The 21,789-nt window shown below is 73.5% G+C and carries 22 protein-coding genes; 13 read left to right on the top strand and 9 right to left on the bottom strand.

What is annotated here, in order from left to right; all coding sequences use genetic code 11:
* On the bottom strand, nt 1-483 hold a 483-nt coding region (locus ON36_RS13380; RefSeq protein ID WP_506330653.1), incomplete at its 3' end, for a polysaccharide deacetylase family protein.
* Nucleotides 484-598: 115 nt separating this feature from the next.
* On the opposite strand from ON36_RS13380, the gene ON36_RS13375 reads away from it, so the two are divergent.
* On the top strand, nt 599-1,537 hold the full coding sequence (locus ON36_RS13375) for an LLM class F420-dependent oxidoreductase (RefSeq protein ID WP_043652139.1): 939 nt from the start codon (nt 599-601) through the stop codon (nt 1,535-1,537).
* Nucleotides 1,538-1,784: 247 nt separating this feature from the next.
* Here ON36_RS13375 and ON36_RS13370 read toward each other — a convergent pair whose 3' ends face one another.
* Together ON36_RS13370 and ON36_RS13365 are read right to left on the bottom strand one after the other, a co-directional pair.
* A complete protein-coding gene (locus tag ON36_RS13370; protein ID WP_043652136.1) occupies nt 1,785-2,861 on the bottom strand; it encodes an NAD(P)H-dependent amine dehydrogenase family protein in 1,077 nt (358 codons plus the stop codon).
* A gap of 9 nt (nt 2,862-2,870) precedes the next feature.
* Complete coding sequence (locus ON36_RS13365; protein WP_043652133.1) at nt 2,871-3,662, bottom strand: SDR family oxidoreductase; 792 nt, start codon at nt 3,660-3,662, stop codon at nt 2,871-2,873.
* A 91-nt stretch (nt 3,663-3,753) separates the two neighbouring features.
* Here ON36_RS13365 and ON36_RS13360 point away from each other — a divergent pair, with 91 nt between their 5' ends.
* Nucleotides 3,754-4,629, top strand: a complete 876-nt coding sequence (locus ON36_RS13360) for a helix-turn-helix domain-containing protein (protein WP_043652131.1) — start codon at nt 3,754-3,756, stop codon at nt 4,627-4,629.
* A 16-nt stretch (nt 4,630-4,645) separates the two neighbouring features.
* On the opposite strand, the gene ON36_RS13355 is transcribed toward ON36_RS13360, so the two are convergent.
* The gene (locus ON36_RS13355) at nt 4,646-5,077 is read right to left on the bottom strand and encodes a DUF7144 family membrane protein (RefSeq protein WP_043652155.1); all 432 of its coding nucleotides are present in this window, start codon (nt 5,075-5,077) and stop codon (nt 4,646-4,648) included.
* Nucleotides 5,078-5,254: 177 nt separating this feature from the next.
* Nucleotides 5,255-6,868: an MFS transporter gene (locus ON36_RS13350; RefSeq protein ID WP_043652129.1), complete on the bottom strand. Its 1,614-nt coding sequence runs from the start codon at nt 6,866-6,868 to the stop codon at nt 5,255-5,257.
* Nucleotides 6,869-7,271: 403 nt separating this feature from the next.
* On the opposite strand from ON36_RS13350, the gene ON36_RS13345 reads away from it, so the two are divergent.
* Nucleotides 7,272-7,814, top strand: coding sequence for a DinB family protein (locus ON36_RS13345; RefSeq protein WP_052313947.1), 543 nt, complete (start codon nt 7,272-7,274; stop codon nt 7,812-7,814).
* A gap of 251 nt (nt 7,815-8,065) precedes the next feature.
* On the opposite strand, the gene ON36_RS13340 is transcribed toward ON36_RS13345, so the two are convergent.
* From ON36_RS13340 to ON36_RS13330, 3 genes are read right to left on the bottom strand one after another with little or no spacing between them, the layout of a single operon-like run.
* Nucleotides 8,066-8,449, bottom strand: coding sequence for a hypothetical protein (locus tag ON36_RS13340; RefSeq protein WP_043652126.1), 384 nt, complete (start codon nt 8,447-8,449; stop codon nt 8,066-8,068).
* Nucleotides 8,450-8,506: 57 nt separating this feature from the next.
* Nucleotides 8,507-9,634, bottom strand: coding sequence for an acyl-CoA dehydrogenase family protein (locus ON36_RS13335; protein ID WP_043652123.1), 1,128 nt, complete (start codon nt 9,632-9,634; stop codon nt 8,507-8,509).
* Between the two features lie 9 nt (nt 9,635-9,643).
* Nucleotides 9,644-10,807: an acyl-CoA dehydrogenase family protein gene (locus ON36_RS13330; RefSeq protein ID WP_043652120.1), complete on the bottom strand. Its 1,164-nt coding sequence runs from the start codon at nt 10,805-10,807 to the stop codon at nt 9,644-9,646.
* A 72-nt stretch (nt 10,808-10,879) separates the two neighbouring features.
* Here ON36_RS13330 and ON36_RS13325 point away from each other — a divergent pair, with 72 nt between their 5' ends.
* From ON36_RS13325 to ON36_RS13300, 6 genes are all read left to right on the top strand, one after another.
* Entirely contained in the window at nt 10,880-11,464 is a 585-nt protein-coding gene (locus ON36_RS13325; protein WP_043652118.1) for a TetR/AcrR family transcriptional regulator, read from the top strand.
* Between the two features lie 122 nt (nt 11,465-11,586).
* Nucleotides 11,587-12,603 carry a hypothetical protein gene (locus ON36_RS13320; RefSeq protein ID WP_043652116.1) on the top strand — a complete coding sequence of 339 codons (1,017 nt, stop codon included), beginning with the start codon at nt 11,587-11,589 and terminating at the stop codon, nt 12,601-12,603.
* Nucleotides 12,600-13,421, top strand: a complete 822-nt coding sequence (locus ON36_RS13315; RefSeq protein WP_043652114.1) for a hypothetical protein — start codon at nt 12,600-12,602, stop codon at nt 13,419-13,421. Before ON36_RS13320 ends, ON36_RS13315 begins: the two co-directional genes overlap by 4 nt.
* A gap of 12 nt (nt 13,422-13,433) precedes the next feature.
* Nucleotides 13,434-13,916, top strand: a complete 483-nt coding sequence (locus ON36_RS13310) for a hypothetical protein (protein ID WP_043652112.1) — start codon at nt 13,434-13,436, stop codon at nt 13,914-13,916.
* An 11-nt stretch (nt 13,917-13,927) separates the two neighbouring features.
* Nucleotides 13,928-15,649 carry an asparagine synthetase B family protein gene (locus ON36_RS13305; protein ID WP_043652109.1) on the top strand — a complete coding sequence of 574 codons (1,722 nt, stop codon included), beginning with the start codon at nt 13,928-13,930 and terminating at the stop codon, nt 15,647-15,649.
* A 43-nt stretch (nt 15,650-15,692) separates the two neighbouring features.
* Nucleotides 15,693-16,403, top strand: a complete 711-nt coding sequence (locus ON36_RS13300; RefSeq protein ID WP_218001195.1) for a hypothetical protein — start codon at nt 15,693-15,695, stop codon at nt 16,401-16,403.
* On the opposite strand, the gene ON36_RS13295 is transcribed toward ON36_RS13300, so the two are convergent.
* The gene (locus ON36_RS13295; RefSeq protein WP_043652150.1) at nt 16,400-17,293 is read right to left on the bottom strand and encodes an aminoglycoside phosphotransferase family protein; all 894 of its coding nucleotides are present in this window, start codon (nt 17,291-17,293) and stop codon (nt 16,400-16,402) included. The two genes, ON36_RS13300 and ON36_RS13295, sit on opposite strands and share 4 nt — an antisense overlap.
* 185 nt (nt 17,294-17,478) lie before the next feature.
* On the opposite strand from ON36_RS13295, the gene ON36_RS13290 reads away from it, so the two are divergent.
* The 4 genes from ON36_RS13290 to ON36_RS13275 all read left to right on the top strand — a co-directional run.
* Complete coding sequence (locus tag ON36_RS13290; protein ID WP_043652147.1) at nt 17,479-18,453, top strand: GlxA family transcriptional regulator; 975 nt, start codon at nt 17,479-17,481, stop codon at nt 18,451-18,453.
* A gap of 13 nt (nt 18,454-18,466) precedes the next feature.
* Nucleotides 18,467-19,201 (top strand): DJ-1/PfpI family protein, encoded by a 735-nt coding sequence (locus ON36_RS13285; RefSeq protein WP_043652105.1) that lies wholly within the window; start codon nt 18,467-18,469, stop codon nt 19,199-19,201.
* Nucleotides 19,202-19,361: 160 nt separating this feature from the next.
* The gene (locus ON36_RS13280; RefSeq protein ID WP_043652144.1) at nt 19,362-20,498 is read left to right on the top strand and encodes an acyl-CoA dehydrogenase family protein; all 1,137 of its coding nucleotides are present in this window, start codon (nt 19,362-19,364) and stop codon (nt 20,496-20,498) included.
* Nucleotides 20,489-21,789 (top strand): phosphotransferase (locus ON36_RS13275; RefSeq protein ID WP_043652102.1); only part of this gene is annotated, 1,301 nt, incomplete at its 3' end. The genes ON36_RS13280 and ON36_RS13275, both read left to right, overlap by 10 nt.

The following is a 21,789-nucleotide window of genomic DNA, read 5'->3' as shown; positions in this document are numbered from 1 at the left end:
GCGGCCCGAGATGTCGCGCGCCGACGCCCACCCGACCCGGTAGCGCAGGCCCGCCGCGATCAGCGACGCGGTGTCGACCGGCCCGCGCCGGAACGCGGGCGGCAGGAAACCCTCCACGGCGCAGCCGAAGACGCTGCTCACCAGGTCGCGGCCGCGGCGAAGGCGCTCCACCGCGGCCTCGGCCCGGAGCCCGGCGAACTCGTCGGCGCCCCCGGTGAGCACCGAGACGGGGCCGCGGCCGCGCTCCCTGCGATGGCGCCACCCGTGCAGCAGTACCTCCCCCGCCCGCCCCGCGATCAGCCGGGAATCCCGCCGCTGCAACGTCAGACCGTGCCAGCAGGGCACCACCGCGGCGGAGAATCGCGGCCCGACGAGCGGCGCCAGCGCCGCGAAGATCGCCTCGGTCTCGCGCTCCCACACCGCCGCCACGTCGTGCACCGACACGTGGAATCGGCTGGGCGACAAGGGTTCCGTGCTCCGCATCGATGCAACCTAGCAGCTGCCCACCGAGCCCTCGACGGCCGCGGACGCCGCACGTCCGCCCCGCCGCGCGGCGGGGCTGCCGGTCCGATCCGTGCCGCCCGGTACGTTGGAGGCCGTGGACCTACGGATCTTCACCGAACCCCAGCAAGGCGCGACCTACGACGACCTGCTCCGGGTCGCGCGGACGACCGAGGACGCCAGCTTCGACGCGTTCTTCCGGTCCGACCACTACCTGAAGATGGGCGGCGTCTCCGGCCTGCCCGGACCGACCGACGCCTGGATCACCCTGGCCGGGCTGGCCAGGGAGACCTCCCGCATCCGGCTGGGCACGCTGGTGACCGCCGCGACCTTCCGGCACCCGTCCGTGCTGGCCATCTCGGTCGCCCAGGTCGACCAGATGTCGGGCGGCCGCGTCGACTTCGGTTTCGGCGCGGGCTGGTTCGACGACGAACACACCGCCTACGGCATCCCGCTGCCGGAGGTGCGCGAACGCTTCGACCGCTACACCGAGCAGCTCGAGATCATCACCGGCCTCTGGGAGACCCCGGAGGGCGAGACCTTCGACTACGTGGGCAAGCACTACGAGCTGGTCGGCTCCCCCGCCCTGCCCAAGCCCGCGCAGCGGCCGCGTCCGCCGGTGATCATCGGCGGCGCGGGCAAGAAGCGGACCCCGGCCCTGGCCGCCCGCTTCGCCCAGGAGTTCAACCTGCCGTTCACCGACGCGGCCGGCGCCGCCACGCAGTTCGAGCGGGTCGCCGCGGCCGCGCGGGAGATCGGCCGCGACCCGGGCGGGATCGTCCGGTCGGCCGCCCAGGTGTTGTGCGTCGGCCGCGACGAGGCGGAGGTGGCGCGCCGCGCCGCGGCGATCGGCCGCGAGGTCGACGAGCTGCGCCGCAACGGGCTGACGGGCACCCCCGCCGAGGTGGTCGACAGGATCGGCCGCTACCGCGAGGCCACCGGCGTCACGCGCCTCTACCTGCAGGTGCTGGACCTGGCCGACCTCGATCACCTGGAGCTGGTCGCCGCCGAGATCGCGCCGCAGCTGGACCGCTGACCGCCGGCCGACCCGGAACTAACCCGACCGTAGGTTTGCTGGATCCACCCATCACCTGCCGAACAACCACGGACGGGGCGCGGGTTCAGTAGGTTCGACGGCAGTGGCGAGTCCGGCATCGAAGGATGAGGGACGGATTCGCCGCCCGGGTGCGCGTCTGGCGGGACGCCCGCCCCGCGATCCCGGTCGGCCGGCCCGAGGTATCCCAACCTCCCTCCCCCTGAAGAGGGCCGGCCGACCGGAACCGCTATCCGGCGGCGCCCGGACCGGGCCGGGTCACCAGCGGCAGATCGAGCGTGGTGCGGATCCCCGCCGGCGCCGCGACCACCGCGGGGATCGCGTTCACCAGGCGCATGGCGGTGCCGACCAGGCTGGCGTGGTTGTGGTCGCCGTGGTCGCTGAACATGGCCAGGTCCAGGGTGTAGTGCGGTTCGCCGGTGATCTCCACCCGGTAAGATCCGCCCGCGCGGGCGGGCTGCGGCCAGTCCGGCGCCAGGTCCGCGCGCAACCGGGTGACGTGTTCGAGCACGGTGACCGCCCGGTCGCCGACCATGCCGCGCACCTCGAAGCGCAGCGCGGCCGCCGTGCCCGCCGCGATGGTGCCCGAGGCGATGTCGAAGGTCTCCGGCGCGGGCAGCCGCTCGTATTCCTCGGTGACGGCGTCGAGTTCGATGCCGAGCCCGGCGGCGAGCTGGCGCACCACGCTGCCCCAGGCCAGCGACAGCACCCCGGGCTGCAGCAGCAGCGGGGTGCGGGTCATCGGCCCGCCGAAGCCCATGATGTCGAACATGACCGCGCGGTTGTCGTAGGTCGAGTAGTCGACGATCTCGAGGCAGCGCACCTGCTCGACGGACCGGCAGGTGCCCGTCAGGGCCAGCGGCAGCAGGTCGTTGGCGAAGCCGGGATCGATGCCGTTGACGAACAACGACGCGTTCCCTTCGGCCGCCGCCGCTTCCACGGGCCCGAGCAGGTCGGCCGGCAGCACCTCCCACGGGTACTGGAGGAACACCGGCGCGCTCGCGACCACGTCGATGCCCGCCCCGAGCAGCATCCGCAGGTCCGCCAGCGCCTCGAGCAGCCGGTTGTCGGTCATCGCGGTGTAGACGACGCAGTCCGGACGCAGGTCGAGGACGTGCGCGGGGTCGGTGGTGGCGCGGACGCCGGACGGCGGTGCGACACCGGCGAGGTCGGCGGCGTCGCGGCCCGCCTTGCCGGGTCCGGACACGTGGACGCCGACCAGGTCGAAACGGGGATCGGCCAGCAGGCCGGCCAGCGCGTGGCGGCCGACGTTGCCGGTGCCCCAGTGAACTACACGCAGGGTCATCGGGTCACCTCACAGATCGGGCAGGGGGATGTCGAGGTTCGGCGCGATGAGCCCGCCGTCGACTTCGAGGACCTTCCCGGTGAGGAAGGAGCCGGCCGGCGAGGCCAAATACAGGGCCGCGGCGGCGATGTCGGCGGGGTCGCCGAGGCGGCGCAGCGGCGTCGCGCGTTCCATCTGCCCGCGCATCTCGTCGTTGCCCGCGACGACCGCAAGCGCGGAGGTCAGGACGGAACCGGGCGCGATCGCGTTCACGCGCACGCGCGGGCTCAGATCCAGTGCGGCCGTGCGGGTGTAGTGCGCCAGCGCCGCCTTGGCCGTGCCGTAGGCGGCGAACGCGCGGCCCGGGAGCCTGCCCATCGTCGAGGTGATGTTGACGATCGAGCCGGTGCCCGCCGTCGCGTGGATCTTGGGCACCGCCGCGCGAACCAGCGCGTGCGCGGTGCCGACGTTGAAGGCGAAGGCCTCGGCCAGGTCGTCGACGGAGGTGTCGAGCAGGGGCCGCGGGAGCGCGCCGCCGACGTTGTTGACGACGATGTCGAGGCGGCCGAACCGCTCCACCGCCGCGTCGGCGAGGGCGGCGACGGCGCCGGGGTCGGCGAGGTCGGCGACCACGACGTGCGCGGTGCGCCCGGCGGCCTTCACCTCGTCGGCGACCCGGCGCAGGTCGGATTCGGTCCGCGCGGCGATCACCACGTCGGCGCCCGCCTCGGCGAAGCCGGTGGCGATGGCGGCGCCGAGGCCGCGCCCCGCGCCGGTGACGACCGCGACCCGGTCGTCGATGCGGAATCGGTCGAGAATCATGATCAGCCCTCTTGCGTCGAATATTCGACTAATATGTGGCGAATAGTCGAAGCAGTGTAGGGCGGGGCGCACCCGCGGACAAGGGGTTGTCATGGCCGGATCCGTCTCGCCGCCGACCCGCCGGGTCGTCGAGGTGATGGAACTGCTGGCAGGCACCGAGCGCGCGCTGACCGCGTCGGAGGTGGCGGCGGCGCTGTCGCTGGCGCGGGCCACCACCACCGCCGTGCTGACCGAGCTCGCCGCGGCCGGGTGGGTGCGGCGCGACGGCGCGCGCCGCTACCGCCCCGGCCCCGCGCTCGCGGCGCTGTCGGCACCCGACCGGGACGTGCCGAACGCCGCGGTCCGGGCCGCGCTGCGGAACCTGGCCACCGCCGCGCAGTGCGGGGTGACGCTGGCCCGCATCGACGACGGGCGGCTCACCGTGGTCGCCAAGGAGTACGCCCCCGGCGCGCGCGTCGTCCCCGGACTCGCTGTGGGGCAGTCCATTCCGCTCGCCTACCCGGCGGGCGCGGCGGTGATGCCCTGGCGGGCCGACCCCGAGCGCGACGCGTGGCTGGCCACGGCGTCCGGGCCCGCGCGCCGCGCCGCGCCCGCGCTGCTGCGGTTCGTCACCGCGCACGGGTGCGCGGTGTTCCGCCCCGACTCCGACGACGCGGGACTGGTCGACGTGCTCACCGACCTGCTCGGCGCGGTCGGCGCCGAGGTCGTGCAGCCCGAGTTGCGTGCCCGCGTGCTGCGCCAGCTGGCCCGCCTGACCGCGCGGCCCTACCGCGAGGCCGAACTGGCCGCCGACGAACCGCTGCCTGTCAGCTATCTCTCGGCACCCGTCCTCGATCGCGGCCGGGCACCCTACGAGGTCCAGATCGGCCCCCTGCGGGCGGCCGTCGGGCCCGCGGACCGCGCGCGCTACATCGAGACGATCGCCCACGCGGCCACGGCGATCTCCGCGGCCCTGGGGTCCCGATGAGCGCGCCGGAACGGGATCAGCGGTCGGGATGCCAGGTCGTGACGCCCCAGATCACCACCACGCTCAGCGCGATGACGACGATGGACCAGGCCGGGTAGTACGGCAGGGAGAGGAAGTTGGCGATGATGACGAGGCCCGCGATCACCACCGAGGCGTAGCGGGCCCAGGTCGCGCCGGTCACCAGGCCGATGCCGCACAGCAGCGCGATGATGCCCAGGACGATGTGGATCCAGCCCCAGGCCGTGGTGTCGAGTTCGTAGACGTACTCGACGCCGACGACGTAGAGATCGTCGTGGGCAACTGCCGAGATGCCCTGCAGGATGGACACCACCGACAGGATGATGAGCATGCACGCGGCGGCGATCGAAACGCCTTCGGCGATGCCCTGTTTCTGCAGGGGTTCCGGTTCGGGGGTCGGCCTGCCGACCGCGGACGTGTCTCCGGTCATGATCAGCTCCTGAGGAGGCGGGGAGGGGATGAGCACCGTGCTGCCGATATCAGTGGCGAGTCGACGTGATCCCGTGCGCGGCACCCGGATACGCCCTGTGCGTCGGCCTGATCGCGAGGCGACGGCGTGTCATGGCCGCCGTCGGAGGTAGCCCGAAGTTTACCGGAGGGTTGTGCTTCAAACAAGATCGGACGCCGCCTTCTCCTGGGGCCTGCGGGGCAGCAGGCCGGTCCCGAACAGCGCGGTGATCGCCACCAGCGCGGTGACGGCGAAGGCCGCCTGCAGCGCGGCCAGGCGGGCGTCGGTGTTCACCTGGACGATGGTGTCGGCGGTGGCGCCGTCGATGCCCGCGTCGCCGAGGGCGGTCTCCAGCTGGGTGTCGGACAGGAACGGCACGCCGTCGGCCAGGTCGGTCGTGGCCTGCTGCTGCACCGAGGCGGGCACGGCCGGATTGTTCTGGATCCCGTCCATCACGCTCGAGGACAGGGTGGCCAGCAGGATCGAGCCGATCAGCGCGGTGCCCACCGAGGCGCCGAGCGTGGTCGCGGTGTTCTGCAACCCGCCGACCTCCGAGCTGCGCGAATCGGGCACCGCCGACACCGTCACCGCGCCCAGCTGCGAGGCCAGCGCGCCGAGCCCGAGCCCCATGAGCAGCATCGGCACCGAGACGACCGCCGCGTTGGAACCGGGCTCCATGCCCGCGGCCAGCATCAGCACCCCGATGATCATCAGCACCAGGCCGACCCGGACGACGCGGCGCGGTCCGGCGTGCGGGAGGAACTTCGGGATGCCCGCGGCCGAGAGCACCAGCGCGATCGACAGCGGCAGGATCCGCACGCCGGTCTCGAGCGCGCTGAGTTCCAGCACGACCGACAGGTAGAGCGGCACCGCGAAGAACACGCCCGCCTGGACGGCGAACTGCGCGAAGAACATGCTCGATCCGCCGACCAGCTGCCGGTTGCGGAACAGTCCGGGATCGATGAGCGGCTCCCGGTCGTGACGGACCAGGTAGTTCTGCCGCAGCAGGAAGCCGTACAGGGTGACCAGGCCGATCATCAGCAGCCAGACCACCGGGGACAGCCCGAAGACGGCGGGTCCGCCGTCCTTGGCCCGCACCCACCCCCATTCGCTCGACCGCAGCGCGCCGTAGACCAGCGTGCCGAGGCCGACGACCGACAGCACCGAACCGATCGGATCGAGGCGCGTGTGCTCGGCGGGTGCGTCCTCCAGCTTGCGCAGCACCAGCAGGATCAGCACGACGATGACCACTTCGCCGAAGAACACGTAGCGCCACGACGCGAAGGTGGTGACCGCGCCGCCGAGCAGCGGGCCGACGGCGACGGCCATCGCGCCCGCCGCGGCGATCAGCCCGTAGGCACGGGGGCGGCGCTCGACCTCGAAGTTGCCCGCGACCAGCGCGACGATCGCGGGCATGATCAGCGCCGCGCCGATGCCCTCCAGCAGCGACCAGCCCACCAGCAGGACGGCGAGATTCGGGGCCGCGCCGGTGGTGAACGATCCGGCGCCGTAGACGACGAGGCCGATCCCGAAGGCGCGGCGGCGACCGAGGATGGCGCCGATCTTGCTGCCGGTGATCATCAGCGACGCCATCACCAGCGTATAGAGGGTGATCGCGGTCTGGATGCCGGTGATCGTGGTGCCCAGGTCCTGGGCGACGGTCGCCATCGACACGTTCATCACCGAGCTGTCCAGGGTCATCAGGAACTGGCCCGACGCCAGCACGGTGAGCACCAGCGACCCCGATTTCACCCCCGGCGGGACCGATGCCATGCGGCGCTCCTCTCGCTGTCGGGGCGCCGGCCCACACCGGGGCGACCACCGCGACCGGCCGTGGGTGACCGTGCGGTGACGACGCTGTCGGCGATGATGCCGCGTCGGGGCCGAGGACTCCTCACCCGTTCCGGGTGAATCCGAGGGCGGCGGGTACACCGCTGCGGCCGCGGCCGGTGTCCCGGTCCGGCTATGCTGAGGACGCGGCAGTGCCTTCGACGGCCTGTCCCGCGATATCGGCTCCGCGGTCGCACGGCGTGCGATCGGGATGCCTGTTCCCGCCCGGCCCGTTTCCGGCGCCGGCGCATTCTCCCGCCTCCCGCGATTCCGACGGTGCGGCCGTTCGCCGCACGCAGGAGCGAAATCCCCGAGGCACCCTCCCGACCGAATGGAGTGAAAAGCTGTGAGCACCAACAGAATTACCGACGGTCCCGAAAGGGTCCTGCTGGAGAGCGCCCTAGATCGCAATCGCGCGGCGCTCGTGGCGACGGCGCGCGGCCTGTCCGAGGCCGACGCCCGCCGCCGCCTCGTGCCGTCGCTGACCACGCCCCTGTCGCTGCTGAAGCACGCCGCCGCCGCGGAGCGGATCTGGTTCCAGCGGTTCTGGGCGGGGCTCGACGAGGCCGCGTGCGACGGCTACGCCCGCCGCGACCTGGGCACCTTCGCCGTCACCGACGACGAATCCCTGGCGGGGGTCGTCGCCGAGTTCGAGCGCGCGAGCGCCCGCTCCCGCGAGATCGCCGCCCGCTTCGCCCTCGACGACACCCGCGACATCCCCGGCGAGGGCGTCATCAGCCTGCGCTGGACCCTGCTCGCCATGATCGAGGAGTTCGCCCGCCACGCGGGCCACGGCGACATCCTGCGCGAACAGATCGACGCTTCCGCACGGGACCGACCGAATTCCCGAATTCCGCGCGAACCGTCCGGAACGACCTTTCTGAACTAAATGAAATAATGTCTTTTCATATGCCGGTTCGATTAGGTTCACCCGTACGCCGACCAATCGGCGACGAAGAAAGAGGCACCATGGAATTTCTCGGCTCCCTCGCCGGCATCGCCCAGATGATCATCGGCACCATCCTCGCCAACACCGGCTCGGGCGGTTCCGGCTCCGGCTGGTGAACGACCCCCGGTTCCGACCCGCCCGACGGGCCGGAACCGGGACCGTCGCCGGCCGCCCCGCGACGGGCCCCCGGGTCAGCGCCAGTCGAGTTGCTGTTCGGGAACGCCGACCGCCCGGGCATGGTTCACGACGAGACCGCGGCCCTCGGCGTCCCCGGTGGCGTAGCGGAAGGCCTTGCCCGCGAACACGACATAGGTCGTGGCCTCGCTGTGGAAATCGATGTACCAGGGGCCCGGCCGCAGCGCCTTCGCGAAGACCTCGGCGAGATGATCGGCCCGCGACTCCTCGGCGGCGAAGGTGATCATCGTCCAGATACCGGGCTGCCCGGGCGCCGCGTCCTCGGGCCGCACCCGGGTGACGCTGTCCACGAGAATCCCCAGATCGCGCAATTCCGCGTCGGGACCCAGACTTTCCGCCACGAACACCCCGTGTACCCGGCCGTCGCCATCCGCGCTCATACCATCGAGCATGCCGCATGACGGCGCGTCGCGGCCCGCGAACGACGGCCGCCGCGGTCAGATCTCCACGATCTGGTAGTCGGCGACCTGGCCGCTCAGGTAGCGCAGATGGTCGCCGCAGTCGCCGAGCGTGTGCTCGATGGCGGTGAGCCGGGCGGTGTAGTGGCCGACCGGGTATTCGGCGGTCATGCCGATCCCGCCGTGCAACTGGATGGCCTCCTGCCCGATCAGCCTGCCGGAGCGGCCGATCCGCAGCCCGGCGCGCGAGGCGACCACCGGGTCGATGACCCCGTCGGCCAGCGACATCGAGGCGTACAGGCTCATGCTCCTGGCGAGTTCGAGCGCGACGTACATGTCGGCGGCGCGCTGGGTCAGGGCCTGGAACGTGCGCAGCGGGACTCCGAACTGCTTGCGGGTCTTCAGGTATTCGGTGGTGAGCCGCAGCGCCTCGGACATGGCGCCGATCGCCTCGGCGCCCAGCGCGGCCTGCGCGTGGACGACCGCGGCGCCGATGAGCGACGAGGCGTCGGCGGGCTCGCCGAGCGGTATCGCCGCGGCGCCGTCGAAGCGGACGTCGGCGCCCCGTCGCCCGTCGTGGCCGGTGAACGGCCGGCGCCGCACGCCGGGGTCGGCCGGGTCGACCAGGAAGAGCCCGACGCCCCCGCCGGGCAACACGGCGGTCACGATCAGCAGGTCGGCGCAGTCGCCGTGCGGGACGGGGTGTTTGCGTCCGGTGACCCTCCACTCCCCCGACTCGGCGGTCGCGGTGGTGGCGGTGGCCGTGGCCGGCCACCGGGCGCCCGGCTCGCCGTCGGCGAAGGCGACGAGCAGCTCGCCCGCGACGAGCCGGGGCAGCAGGTCGGCGCGCTGCCCCGCGGTGCCCGCCGCGCCGATCAGCCGGCCGGGCAGCAGCGCGCAGTCCAGCAGCGGCTCGGGCGCGAGACTGCGGCCGAGTTCCTCGAGGACCAGCATGGCCTCGACCGGCCCGGCACCCATGCCGCCGTCGTCCTCGGCGACGGTCAGGCCGAGCAGGCCGATCTCGGCGAAGGTCGCCCACAGCGCGCGATCCCAGCCCGGCTCGGCGGCCACGACCTCGCGGCGGCGTTCCGGGGTATAGCGGCGGGCGAGCACGTCACGGACGGTGTCGCGCAGCAGCACCTGTTCGTCGGAGAGTTCGAAATCCATGGTCGCGCCTCACAGTCCGAGGATCGTCGAGGCGATGATGTTGCGCTGCACCTCGTTGGATCCTCCGTAGATCGAAGTCTTGCGGTAGTTCAGGTAGGCGGCGGTGCTGGTGCGCGCCCACTCCGGCGAATCGCCCTCCCGCGCCAGCGAATCCGGGCCCGCGATATCGACGAGCAGTTCGGTGACGGCCTGCTGGAGCTCGGTGCCGCGCAGCTTGAGGATCGAGGAGACCGGGTCCGGTCTCCCGTCGCCCGGGGCGGTGGCCACCCGCAGCTGCACCAGTTCCAGGGCGAGCAACTCGTTCTCGAGTTCGGCGATCCGGGACGCGAACACCGGATCGGCCAGCAGCGTGCCCGTGCCGACGGCGGTCTGCCTGGCGTACTCCTTGGCCAGCCACAGCCGCACCTTCGTCTGGCCGACTGCCGCGATGCCGGTGCGCTCGTTGCCCAGCAGGAAGCGGGCGTAGGTCCAGCCCTGGTTCTCCTCGCCGACGAGCTGATCGGCGGGCACCCGCACGTTCTCCAGGAACACCTCGTTGACCTCGAACCCACCGTCGATGAGCTCGATGGGCCGCACCGTGACGCCCGGGGTGTCCAGGGGGAAGAGCAGCATCGAGATGCCCGCCTGCTTCTTGGGTGCGGCCGGGTCCGTGCGGACCAGGCAGAACATCCAGTCGGCCGACTGAGCGGCGGTGGTCCAGGTCTTCTGCCCGTTGACCACGTAGTGGTCGCCGTCGCGGACCGCGACCGTGCGCAGCGAGGCCAGGTCCGAGCCCGCGTCCGGCTCGGAGAAGCCCTGGCACCACCAGATGTCCAGGTTCGCGGTCGGCGGCAGGAAGCGCCGCTTCATTTCCGCGCTGCCGAAGCGGGCGATGACGGGGCCGATCATGTTGACGTTGAACGTCAGCGGGTCCGGGACCGAGGCCAGCTGCATCTCGTCGTGCCAGAGGTGGCGCTGGATGGGGGTCCAGTCGCGCCCACCCCACTCGACGGGCCAGTGCGGCACCGCGAGGCCGTGCGCGTTCAGGATGCGCTGGGTGGTGACGATGTCGTCCTTGGTCAGCTCGACGTGATGCCGGGCGCGATTGCGGATCTCGGCCGGGATCCGGCCGCGGAAGAAGGCGCGCAGCTCGTCGCGGAAGGCGAGCTCGTCCTCGGTCAATGCCAACTGCATGGCACGAATGATACATAGACACTCGTATGTCTCAAATGCCGAATCCGGCGGAGCGCCACCTATGCTTGGCCGGTGACACGCACCAGGGGAGCGCGGCCGCCGGGGCGGCCGTCGGCGGCCACGCGGGAGGACGTCCTGCGCGCCGCCGTCGACGTGTTCCTCGAGGGCCGCCGGGTCGACGTCAACGCGCTGGCCACCCAGCTGGGCGTCGGCCGCGCCAGCGTGTACCGGTGGTTCGGCTCGCGCGACGGACTGCTCGGCGCGGCGATCGCCCACCAGCTCGAACGCACGGTCGCCTACGCGGGCAGGCACAGCGCGGCCACCGGTGCGCGGCGGCTCGAGGAGATCCTCGACCGCACCATCCACCTGCTGGTCGAGGACGATTCGCTGCGCACCTACTTCGACAACGAGTCGACCGCGGCACTGCGGCTGATCACCCGCAGCGACGGCGCGGTGCACACGGCGGCCGTGGCCCTCGTCGAGCGGCTCATCGAGGAGGCCGAGGCGTCCGGCTACCGGCCACCCATCGAGCGGTCGACCCTGGCCTACGCCCTGGTGCGGCTGTGGGAGGCGTTCCTCTACAACGACGCGGTCGCCGGATTCCGCGGCGACGTGGACCGGCTGCGGACCGTGCAGACCGCCCTGCTGCGCGCCTGACCACGCGCGTCGCCGTCGCCACCGGTCGCGGATCGGCCGCGGATCCGGTATGCCGTAGGGGTGGATGATCAGCGACGCGCACGGGCGGACCGTGCCGCACCCCGCCCGCGGGGCGGTGTCCGATGATCTGTCCGCACTGCAGCCAGAACCTGCTGCGCCGCGAACGGGGCAACCGGACCTGCTCGAAGTGCCGTCGCGTGTTCGCGCTCGAACCCAAGGAGAGCCCGCTCGGGCTACACGACATCCGGGTCCGCACGCTGGCCGAACGGCTCGGTGACGGCGGGCGGTTGCGCTACACGCTGCCCCAGCTCTGGTACGCCGCGGCGCGGAAGCGGCTACCCGATCCACGCAAGACGTTCACCGCCCTGCGGATCGGGCTGACCGTGCCGCTGATCGTCCTCACCATCGTGGCCGCCGCGATCGGCTCGTGGCCGGTGCCCGCCGTCCTCGCGGCGGGGGCCGGGCTGATCGTCGCGGCGCAGCTGGCGCTGTCCGCGGTGCGGCCCCGGTACCTGCGCAGGGCGCCGGTCCGGGTCCCGGTGTCCTACGAGCGGTTCCGGGAGGAGGTGATCGGCCGGTGGGTGAAGGTCTACGGCGCGCTGCCGCCGGGCGCGGTCGCCGACGGATCGGTCGTGCCGCCCGCGCCGCCGCGGCCCCGCGTCGCGGTGCTCTGCCCGGACCGGGCCGTGCTGGTCTGCCTGGCGGCCAACGAGGTCGGCCGCACCAGGGGCATGGCGCTGGCGGACCGGCTCGACCGGCTGCCGCCGGGTGTTCCGGTGCTGGTGCTGCACGACGCGAGCGCACCCGGCACCGCCTTCGCCCGCGACGCGCGCGCGGCCCTGCGCGGCCGCGCGGTTCCGGTCGGGCTCGCGCCGCGCGCCGTGCTCGGCAAGCCCAACGCGATGCGCCTGCGCGACGGCCGACCCGGCGCCGACGAACTGCGGCGGTTGCGGGACCTGCCGCTGTCCGAGGCGGAGACCGCGTGGCTGGCCGAGGGCTGGTGGTCGCCGCTGGCGGCGGTGCCGCCCGCCAGACTGCTCGCCGCCCTCGACTCGGCGACGGAACGCGCGCATCGCGGCACGGATCCCGACCAGCGGGCGGCGCACGCCGTCGGCTTCCTGACCTGGCCGTCGCGGTGAGGGCCCGCGTACTGGACCGGGCGCTGCGCGTGGCCGTGACCCGCGCGGGCGCGCCGGGCGGCATCCGGTTCACCGAACGCCAGCTCTACTACGAGGTGTGCCGGGTGGTCGTCCCGGTCCCCCGCGGGCTCCGGCGGCCCGCCTTCACGGTCCCGGCAGCCGTGCGCTACACCGACTTCCGCGCCGCCCTCGACGCGCACGGGCCGGTCACCGGCCTGCTGACACCGGCGCCACCGCGGCCGCGGCCCGCGGGCGCGCACACCGAGGAACCGGACCTGTTCGACTACGGCCTGCCGCGCCTGCTGGTGTGCGAGTCGCACGCGGTGGCGGAGATGCTGCGCGCCAACGGGGTGCCGATGGAATCGGCGTGCCCGGTCTACAGCGCCGCCGAGCTGCCCCTCGATCCGCGGGTGACCGGGATGCTGGCGCGGGTGGACGATTCGGCGATGTTCCTGCTGCACGACGCGAGCGTCGCGGGGATGCGCTTCCCGGAGCGGCTGCGCACCTCGACACCGGTCCCCGAGGGCGTGCGGGTGGTCCCGCTCGGCCTGCGGCCCCGCCAGGCGGGCGCGCTGCACGCCACCCACCTCCCGGATCCGGCGGGCGTGCCCGACCCGGGCGGCGACGCGTGGGAGTCGGCCTGGTCGCGCGGCGGACGCCGCGGCCACCGCGGGCGCCGCGTCGACGTCGAGGCGGTCCGCCCGGCCGCCCTGCTGCGCACCGTGCACCGGCTGGTCCGCGAGGTGCGCCCGCCCGCGGGCCCCACACCGTGGCATCGCCTGCGCGCCACCGGTTTCCTGACCTGGCCCACCGCATGAGAGGACCCGCCCGTGTCGGTGCGACAGCACGTCACCTACACCGATGAACTGCTCGCCGACGGCACCGTGCACCGCCGATACTCCGACGGGCGCCGGGAATGGCGCTCGCGCGGTGCCGGATTCGTGTCCTGGCGCGACGACCGCGGCGCCGACGGCCGCGACGAGCCGCTCGGGACGCGGCTGGTCAAACGCGTCTACGGCAACGGCGCCGTGGTGTACGGGCGCGAATGCGGCTACGGCCGCACCCTCTGGGGTGACGGCGTGCTGACCGTGAACCGGTCCTCCTTCGGCGGCCGGGTCGGCACCATCCTGGCCGGCGTCGCCGGCGGCGCGCTGCTCGGCGGGCTGGTGATGCCGCCCGCCTTCCTCTCCCCGGCCGAGGAGGAGGAACTGCGCAGGCAGGCCGCGAGCGAGTCGTCCGGGGGCGACAGCGGCTCGGGCGACTACGGGGACTGGGGCGACGACTCCGGCGACGACGGCGGCGATTTCGGATAGGGGGCGCGTGTATGGCGCAGTGGTGCGCATTCCTGACCCCCGCGAACCCGGCGGGCGCCGTCCGGGCCGTGGGCGGCGACCCCGCGGGCGGCGCGGCGGGCGCGGCGCTCGGACTGCTGCCCGGCCCCGGCGCCGCCGCCGTGTTCACCGCGGGGGCGTACCGGGCGGCGGGCACGGTGACCCTGTTCAACGCGCCCGCGTTGCGGACCGCGCTCGGGCCCGAGGCGCCGCCGCCCGGCGCCGCCGACGGCGAGGTGCTGCTGCGCACCTGGGCCCGGTTCGGTGCCGCCGGGATCGCCCGCGCGGACGGCATGTTCGCGCTGGCGATCCTCGACGGCGACGACCTGGTGCTGGTCCGCGATCACGTGGGCGCCCGTACCCTGTTCCACGCCCGCTCCGGAAACGCCTGGGCGGCCTCGGGTTCGATCCGCGCCGTCGCCGGCTGGCCCGCGCTGCGCACCGGCCTCGACCTGGCGGCGGTGCGCGCGTTCCTCACCTTCGCCTACCTGCCGGGCCGCGCGACCCTGTTCCGGGGTGTCGAGGAGGTGCTCCCCGGGCGCTGTGTGCGGCTGCGCCCCGACGGCACCTCCACCGAGGAAACCTACTGGGAGCCCGCCGAAGCCGTCGACGACGGGTCTGGGCGTGCCCACGCCGAGATGCTGCGCGCCCGGCTCGAGGACGCCACGGCGCGCAGGCTGCCGCCGGGCGATCCGGTCGCCGTGCTGCTGTCGGGCGGCATCGACAGCAGCCTGGTGACCGCCCTCGCGACGGCCCACCACGACCACCCGGTCCGCACGTACTCCATCGCCTTCACCGGCACCACCCCCAACGAGCTCGCCTACTCGGGGCTGGTCGCCGCGCACTGCCGCACCGAGCACCGGGTGCTCACGGTGCCCGGCGAGACGGTCGCGGCCCGGCTGGGCGAGACCGTCGGGCTGCTGGACTGTCCGGTCGGCGACCCGCTGACCGTCCCGAACCTGCTGCTGGCCGAGGCGGCCGCGGCCGACGGCGCGCGCGTGGTGCTCAACGGCGAGGGCGGCGACCCGGTGTTCGGCGGCCCCAAGAACCTGCCGATGCTGATCTTCGAACTCACCCGCGACGATCCCGGCCCGAACGCGCGGGCGGCCGCCTACCTCGACAGCTACCGCAAGTGCCACGGCGACCTGCCGGTGCTGCTGACCCCCGCGACCCTCGACGCCCTCGACGGCGCGCCGCCGCTGACCGACCTGCTCACGCCCTACCTGACCCCGGGTGCGATGACGAGCCTGCTCAACCAGCTCCTGCACACCAACCTGCGCACCAAGGGCGCCCACCACATCCTCACCAAGGTCGAACGGCTCACCGCCGCGGCCGGCGTGGAGGGCCGGGCGCCGCTGTTCGACCGCGCGGTGATCGACCATTCCTTCCGGGTGCCGCCGCGCCTCAAACTCGCGGGCACCAGCGAGAAGTGGATCCTCAAGGAAGCGGTCCGCGACCTCCTGCCCGCGACGATCGTCGACCGGCCCAAGAGCGGTATGCGGGTGCCGGTGCAGCAGTGGCTGTCGGGCCCGCTGCGCGAGCTCGGCCACGATCTGCTGCTCGGCCGGTCGGCCCGGGCCCGCGACCTGTTCCGCCAGGACACCATCCGGTCCTGGCTGCGGGGCGACGGCGCGCTGCTGCCGCGCCAGGGCGGCAAGCTGTGGCTGGTGCTGTCGCTGGAACTGTGGTTGCGCGCCTTCGAGGTCGGGCCGTGATCCCCGGCCGCACCCGACCGATCGAGACAGGAGTGAGCAGCCCATGCCGAGGATGAAGGCCGTCGCCGACGACGAGAACGAGATCCACGAGCTGGCCGGGTTCGAGGACGCGGGCCGCAACATCGTCACGCCGGTGGCGACGCTGCCCGCCGAAGTCGCCCTCGTCGTCGTGGAGACCTTCGCGGGCATCGTGCGCGCCGCCCGGACCGCGCCCGCGGCCACCGCACCCGACGCCGACGGCGTCGTGCGGTCGCAGACGTTCGAGGAGGGCGACGTCTACATGATCGAGAAGCCGGCCGACAGGTTCTTCGCCGACCGCTACCTCATGGACTTCTACGACGTCGACGAGCGCGGGATCTGCTCGCGCATGCACCTGCACACCGGCCTGCGTTTCGTGCGCATGATGACCGGGCCCGGCACCCACATCCGGGTGAGCAGCCTGTCCCCGTTCGTCGTCACCCACGTCGAGGGCGTCACCCCCTTCCGGCCCGAGGAATTCACCGACGAGCTACCCGGCGGGACGGGCGCGCGCACCCGCTACAACCTGATCGTGCCGCCGTGCTCGTTCGTCGACATGCAGATCCCGCGCGGCGTGAGCCATCAGTTCAACGCCCGGGGACCGCACGCGGTGATCGATTCGGTCCATCCGGAGGAGTCGATCGAGGTCTTCCGCGAGCGCATGTCGGGCTTCCGGATGACCGCGCAGACGGTGTTCCTCGCCGAGACCGCGCCCGACGCCGAGACCTGCCGCTAGATCTCCGCTCCGTCCAGCACCCGGGCGAGGGCGGCGTGACCGGCGGGTTCCCAGGTCGGTTTGCCGCCGGGCAGGCCGAGGCGGCCGTTGCGCCCGATCATGATCAGCCCCATGGCCCGCAGCACGGCCCAGCCGCGGGAGCGGGCGACGGTCGCCGCGTCGACCGGACCGTAGGCGTCGAAGAACCGCGCCGCCGAGCCGGGCGGGAGCAGCAGCCACGCGGCCGACAGGTCGGTGGCCGGGTCACCCGCGCACAGCTCGCCGAAGTCGATCACGCCGGCGATCGTGCCGCCGCGCACGATCACGTTGGCCGGGTGCAGGTCACCGTGCAGCCAGCGCGGCGGGCCGGGATGGTCCGGCGCCGCCAGCGCGGCGGACAGGACCGCCCGCGCCCGGTCGGCCTTCGGATCGCCGTCGAGCAACGCCGACCACCGCCCGGACGTCTCGGGCAGCGCGGACAGGGGCACGCCCCGCACGGGATTGGCGGGCGCGTCCGCCGGGGCGGGGATGTGCAGGGCGGCGAGGAAGTCCGCGAGGGTGCGCGCGGCGTCGGCGCGGGTGACCGGCACGCGGTCGGCCGGGTCGCCCTCGACCCAGCGCGCGACGGTCCAAGGGTGCCCGAACCGCGCCGACGGCCGCCCGATCCGGACCGGTGTGGGGACCGGCAGCGGCAGCCGGGGCGCGAGGACGGGCAGCCAGGCGTGTTCGATGTCGAGCAGGGCGGGCGCGCGGTCGGTGCGCGGCAGCCGGACGGCCAGGTCCTCGCCGAGCCGCCACTGCTGGTTGTCCCACCCGCCGTCGACGTCGCGGAGCGGGAGGCAGGCCAGGTCGGGGTGCTGGTCCCGCAGCAGCGCGCGCACGAGGTCCTGATCGAAGCGGGCTGCCCGCACGGAATCCCTCAGCTCTGTCTCGGGCGGGCGGGCCGGGGCCACCCGCGGTGTCGTGACGACGGCGAGGGTAGCCGTCGGGGCGGTGTCCGGCGGCGGCGATCGATGAGAACGCGCGCGCGATCGGCGGCCGCGTGTCCTGATCTGTGGGGTACGTGGCGTGGACGCCCCCGCGGCGGTCGCCGACACTGGGACTCGTGCGATCGGTAGTGGTTCTCGGATATCCGGGCGTCCAGGCGCTCGACCTGGTCGGGCCGTTCGAGGTGTTCACCACCGCGACCATGTATCTGGCGGGACGGGGCCGCGTGGACGAGGGGTACGCGGTCCGGATCGTCACGCCCACCGGCGAGCCGGCCACCACGCACGCGGGACTGGCCCTGGTCGCCGAACCGCTGCCGGATCCGCGCTCGCCCGTCGACACCCTGGTGCTGCCGGGCGGGATCGGCCTCGACGGCGTCCGCGACGATCCGGCGGTCGTCGGCTGGATCGGGACCGCCGCGCGGCACACCCGCCGGGTGGTCAGCGTCTGTACCGGCGCGTTCCTGGCCGCGCAGGCGGGGCTGCTCGACGGGTGCGTCGCGACCACGCACTGGGCCTTCGCCGCCACGATGGCCGAACAGTTCCCCGCGGTGACCGTCGATCCCGACCCGATCTTCGTCCGCAGTTCCGAGCGGGTGTGGACGGCCGCGGGGGTCACCGCGGGCATCGACCTGGCGCTGGCGCTGGTGGAGGAGGACTACGGCACCGAGGCCGCGCAGACCGTCGCCCGCTGGCTGGTGCTCTATCTGCGCCGGCCCGGCGGGCAGACGCAGTTCGCCGCGCCGGTGTGGATGCCGCGCGCGAAACGCTCCCCCATCCGCGCCGTGCAGGAGGCGATCGAGTCCGAACCCGGTGCGCCACACAGTGTTTCCGAGCTCGCCCGGCGCGCCGCGATGAGCCCGCGCCACTTCACCCGCGTGTTCACCGACGAGATCGGGGAGGCGCCGGGCGCCTACGTCGAACGGATCCGCACCGAGGCGGCCCGCCGTCAGCTCGAGGAGACCGACGACACCGTCACCACCATCGCCGCCCGCTGCGGCTTCGGCAGCGCCGAGACGCTGCGCCGCAACTTCGTTCGTCGGCTGGGCGTCTCGCCCGACCAGTACCGCAAGACCTTCGCCTGACCGAGGAGACAACATGCAGATCGCCATCGTGGTGTACCCGGGGTTCACCGCTCTCGACTTCGTCGGCCCCTACGAGGTGCTGCACCGGATGCCCGGCGCGCAGGTGCGGTTCGTCTGGCACGACACCGGGCCGGTCGCGGCCGACTCGGGCGCGCTGCTGGTGGGCGCCACCCACACCTTCGCCGAAACCCCCTCCCCCGACGTCGTTCTCGTCCCCGGCGGGATGACCTCGATCGAGCACGCGCGCGACGCGGACCTGCTGGACTGGCTCCGGCGCGCCCACGAGACCGCCACCTGGACGACGTCGGTGTGCTCGGGCTCGGTGATCCTGGCGGCCGCGGGCCTGCTGACGGGCGCCCGCGCCACCTCGCACTGGCTGATGCTGCCCGCGCTGCGGCCCTTCGGCGTCACCCCGGTCGGGGACGAACGCATCGTGCACGAGGGCGGGATCGCCACGGCCGCCGGGGTGTCGGCCGGGATAGATCTGGCGCTCTGGCTGGTCGGCGAGATCCACGGCGCGGCCGAGGCCGAGACGATACAGCTGGTGATCGAATACGACCCGCAGCCCCCCTTCGACTCCGGGCACGCGTCGAAGGCCTCGGTGGCGACCACGGCGCGGGCGACCGCGCGGCTGGGCAGGCAGTCGGTGGAACTGGGGCAGCTCGGCCCGTCCGCGCGCCTGCTGTGGGACGCCGCCCTCCGGCGGGTCCGGGCCCGCAGGCGGGGCCGGGCGGCGCTCTCGGCGTGACCGGGCGGCCCGTGGCTACTGACCGGTCGGCCCGGGCCGCCTGGTGTTCCACGGCCACGAATCTAGACTCGGTCGCGGCGCCGAGCTTCGAGGAGAGTCCGTGACCGAGACGAGCACACCGAACCATCCGACGGGACCGGTCGCCGAACTCTGTTCGCGCATGCGCGCATTCGTCGACGACGAGGTGATCCCGGCCGAGCCCGAGCTCACCGGCGGGGGCGCCGCCGCGCGCGCCGCGCTGGACGCCCTGCGCGGCAGGGCCAAGGCGCTCGGCCTGTGGGCGCTCGGTCATCCGGCCGACATCGGCGGCGGCGGTCTGGCGTTCCTGGACTTCGTGTACCTCAACGAGGTCATCGGCCGGTCGGAGTTCGGCCAGCTCGCGGTCGGTTCGGTGTCGATGCAGGACACGCTGATGCTGCGCGCCCACGGCACCGAGGAGCAGCGGCGGCGCTGGATCCCGCCGCTGGTCACCGGGGAGTTCCTGCCCTCGGTCGGGCTGACCGAGCCCGAGGTGGCCGGATCGGACCCCACCCTGATCCAGACCCGCGCCGATCTCGCGGGCGACACCTGGATCCTCAACGGGCACAAGTGGTTCACCACGGGGGCGGCGGACGCGGGCTACTGCACCGTGTTCGCGCGCACCGAGCCGGAGTCGACGCCGCGGCACGCCCGGATCAGCGCGATCATCGTGCCCACCGACACGCCGGGCTTCGAGATCGTGCGGGCGGTGCCGACGATGGGCCACGATCCCAGCGACCACTACGAGATCCGGCTGACCGATGTCCGGGTGCCCGCCGCCAACCTGCTCGGCGAGCGCGGCAACGGTTTCGGCATCGCGCAGGACCGGCTGGGTCCGGGCCGCGTCTTCCACTGCATGCGCTGGCTCGGTCAGGCCCAGCGGGCCTACGAGCTGATGTGCGCCCGCGCGAACACCCGTTTCGCGCACGGGTCGCTGCTCGCCGAGAAGGGCGAGATCCAGCGCTACGTGGCCGAATCCGCGGCGCAGATCCACGCCGCCCGGCTGATGACCCTCGACGCCGCGCGGACGATGGACGCCGGGGCGGACGCTCGGGTGCAGATCGGTTTGATCAAGTTCTGGGGCGCCCGGATGCTGCACGACGTCATCGATCGCGCCATCCAGGTGCACGGCGCGCTCGGGCTCACCGCCGACACCCCGCTGGAACGGATGTACCGGCAGGCCCGCTACGCCCGCGTCTACGACGGCCCGGACGAGGTCCACCGGATGTCCACCGCGCGCCGCCTGCTCCGCGATCCCGGTGCCGCGCCGTGGCGCTGACCCCGTCGCCCGAGGGCATCCGCGACGTCCTGCTGGCCGCCGGGATCGAGGTGACACCCGGGACGCCACGGCTGCTGACCGGCGGGGCCAGCCGCGAGGTGTGGTCGATCGACGCCCGCGACGCCCGGGGCGCGCTGGTCCCCCTGATCCTGCGTCGCGACCCACCCGGGCACGGCGACGCCGTCCGCATGCGGGCCGAGGCCGCGTGCCTGCGGGCGGCGGCCGCGGCGGGCGTGCCGGTGCCGACCGTGCTGGCCGAGGGCGACACCGCGCCCGGCATCGATGCCCCTTTCCTGCTCATGAACCGGGTGCCGGGCGAGGCGCTGCCCCGCCGGATCCAGCGGGACCCCGTGTTCGCCGACGTGCGTCCGGGGCTCGCGGAGGAGATGGGCTACGTGCTCGGGCTCGTCCATCGCAGCGACATCACGACGCTGGACACGCTCGACCGCACCGATCCGGTGGACGTGATCGAGGCGCTGTATCGCGACCTCGACGCACCACGGCCCGCCGTCGAGCTCGGTCTGCGGTGGCTGCGCGCGCACCGCCCGCCCGCCCGGCCGACCGCCCTGGTGCACGGCGACTTCCGCCTCGGCAACCTGCTCGTCGACCCGGACGGGATCCGCGGCGTCCTGGACTGGGAGCTGGCGCACCTGGGTGACCCGATCGAGGACCTGGGCTGGCTGTGCGTGCGCGCCTGGCGTTTCGGCGCACCGGACCCGGTCGCCGGCCTCGGGAGCCGGGAACAGCTGCTGGACGGCTACTTCCGCGCCACCGGGGTCCGGCCCGGCGCGGACGAACTGCACTGGTGGGAGACCTTCGGCACCCTGAAGTGGCTGGTGGTCAGCGCGTTCCAGGCCCACCGTCACTTCGGCGGCAGCGAGCCGTCGCTGGAACTGGCCGCGATCGGGCGGCGGATCTGCGAGTCCGAGTTCGACCTGCTGCTCATCCTCGGCCTGCTCGACGAGGCGCCCGCCGCGCGGCCACGGCCGCCCCGCCCCACCCTGCACGACCGGCCGACGCCCGCCGAGATCCTGGACCTGGTCGCCGCCACCCTCACCGACGACATCGCCCCGGCCGTCGCCGACGGGCACGACCGCGAGCGCTACCTGTTGCGCATCTGCGTCAACCTGCTGCGCACCGCGACACGGGAACTCGCCGTCGACCGCGCCGACGACGACCACCTGACCGGACTGCTCGACGCGCTCGGCGGCGCGGACGAGGCCGACCTGGCGCATCGCCTGCGCACCGGCGCCGCCGACGCCGCCGACCCCGCGGTGCGCCGGGCGGTGTC

The organism is Nocardia thailandica NBRC 100428, from assembly GCF_000308795.1.
Classification (GTDB): Bacteria; Actinomycetota; Actinomycetes; order Mycobacteriales; family Mycobacteriaceae; genus Nocardia; species Nocardia thailandica.
This window is presented reverse-complemented; position numbering and strand designations above follow the sequence as displayed.

What these genes read in the sequence shown, in the direction of transcription:
- ON36_RS13340 (WP_043652126.1), bottom strand. Translation starts at nt 8,449, where the DNA reads ATGAGCGCGGATGGCGACGGCCGGGTACACGGGGTGTTCGTGGCGGAA.
- ON36_RS13350 (WP_043652129.1), bottom strand. Translation starts at nt 6,868, where the DNA reads ATGGCATCGGTCCCGCCGGGGGTGAAATCGGGGTCGCTGGTGCTCACC.
- ON36_RS13285 (WP_043652105.1), top strand. Translation starts at nt 18,467, where the DNA reads ATGCAGATCGCCATCGTGGTGTACCCGGGGTTCACCGCTCTCGACTTC.
- ON36_RS13365 (WP_043652133.1), bottom strand. Translation starts at nt 3,662, where the DNA reads ATGATTCTCGACCGATTCCGCATCGACGACCGGGTCGCGGTCGTCACC.
- ON36_RS13305 (WP_043652109.1), top strand. Translation starts at nt 13,928, where the DNA reads ATGGCGCAGTGGTGCGCATTCCTGACCCCCGCGAACCCGGCGGGCGCC.
- ON36_RS13360 (WP_043652131.1), top strand. Translation starts at nt 3,754, where the DNA reads ATGGCCGGATCCGTCTCGCCGCCGACCCGCCGGGTCGTCGAGGTGATG.
- ON36_RS13330 (WP_043652120.1), bottom strand. Translation starts at nt 10,807, where the DNA reads ATGCAGTTGGCATTGACCGAGGACGAGCTCGCCTTCCGCGACGAGCTG.
- ON36_RS13355 (WP_043652155.1), bottom strand. Translation starts at nt 5,077, where the DNA reads ATGACCGGAGACACGTCCGCGGTCGGCAGGCCGACCCCCGAACCGGAA.
- ON36_RS13320 (WP_043652116.1), top strand. Translation starts at nt 11,587, where the DNA reads ATGATCTGTCCGCACTGCAGCCAGAACCTGCTGCGCCGCGAACGGGGC.
- ON36_RS13335 (WP_043652123.1), bottom strand. Translation starts at nt 9,634, where the DNA reads ATGGATTTCGAACTCTCCGACGAACAGGTGCTGCTGCGCGACACCGTC.
- ON36_RS13280 (WP_043652144.1), top strand. Translation starts at nt 19,362, where the DNA reads ATGCGCGCATTCGTCGACGACGAGGTGATCCCGGCCGAGCCCGAGCTC.
- ON36_RS13300 (WP_218001195.1), top strand. Translation starts at nt 15,693, where the DNA reads ATGCCGAGGATGAAGGCCGTCGCCGACGACGAGAACGAGATCCACGAG.
- ON36_RS13370 (WP_043652136.1), bottom strand. Translation starts at nt 2,861, where the DNA reads ATGACCCTGCGTGTAGTTCACTGGGGCACCGGCAACGTCGGCCGCCAC.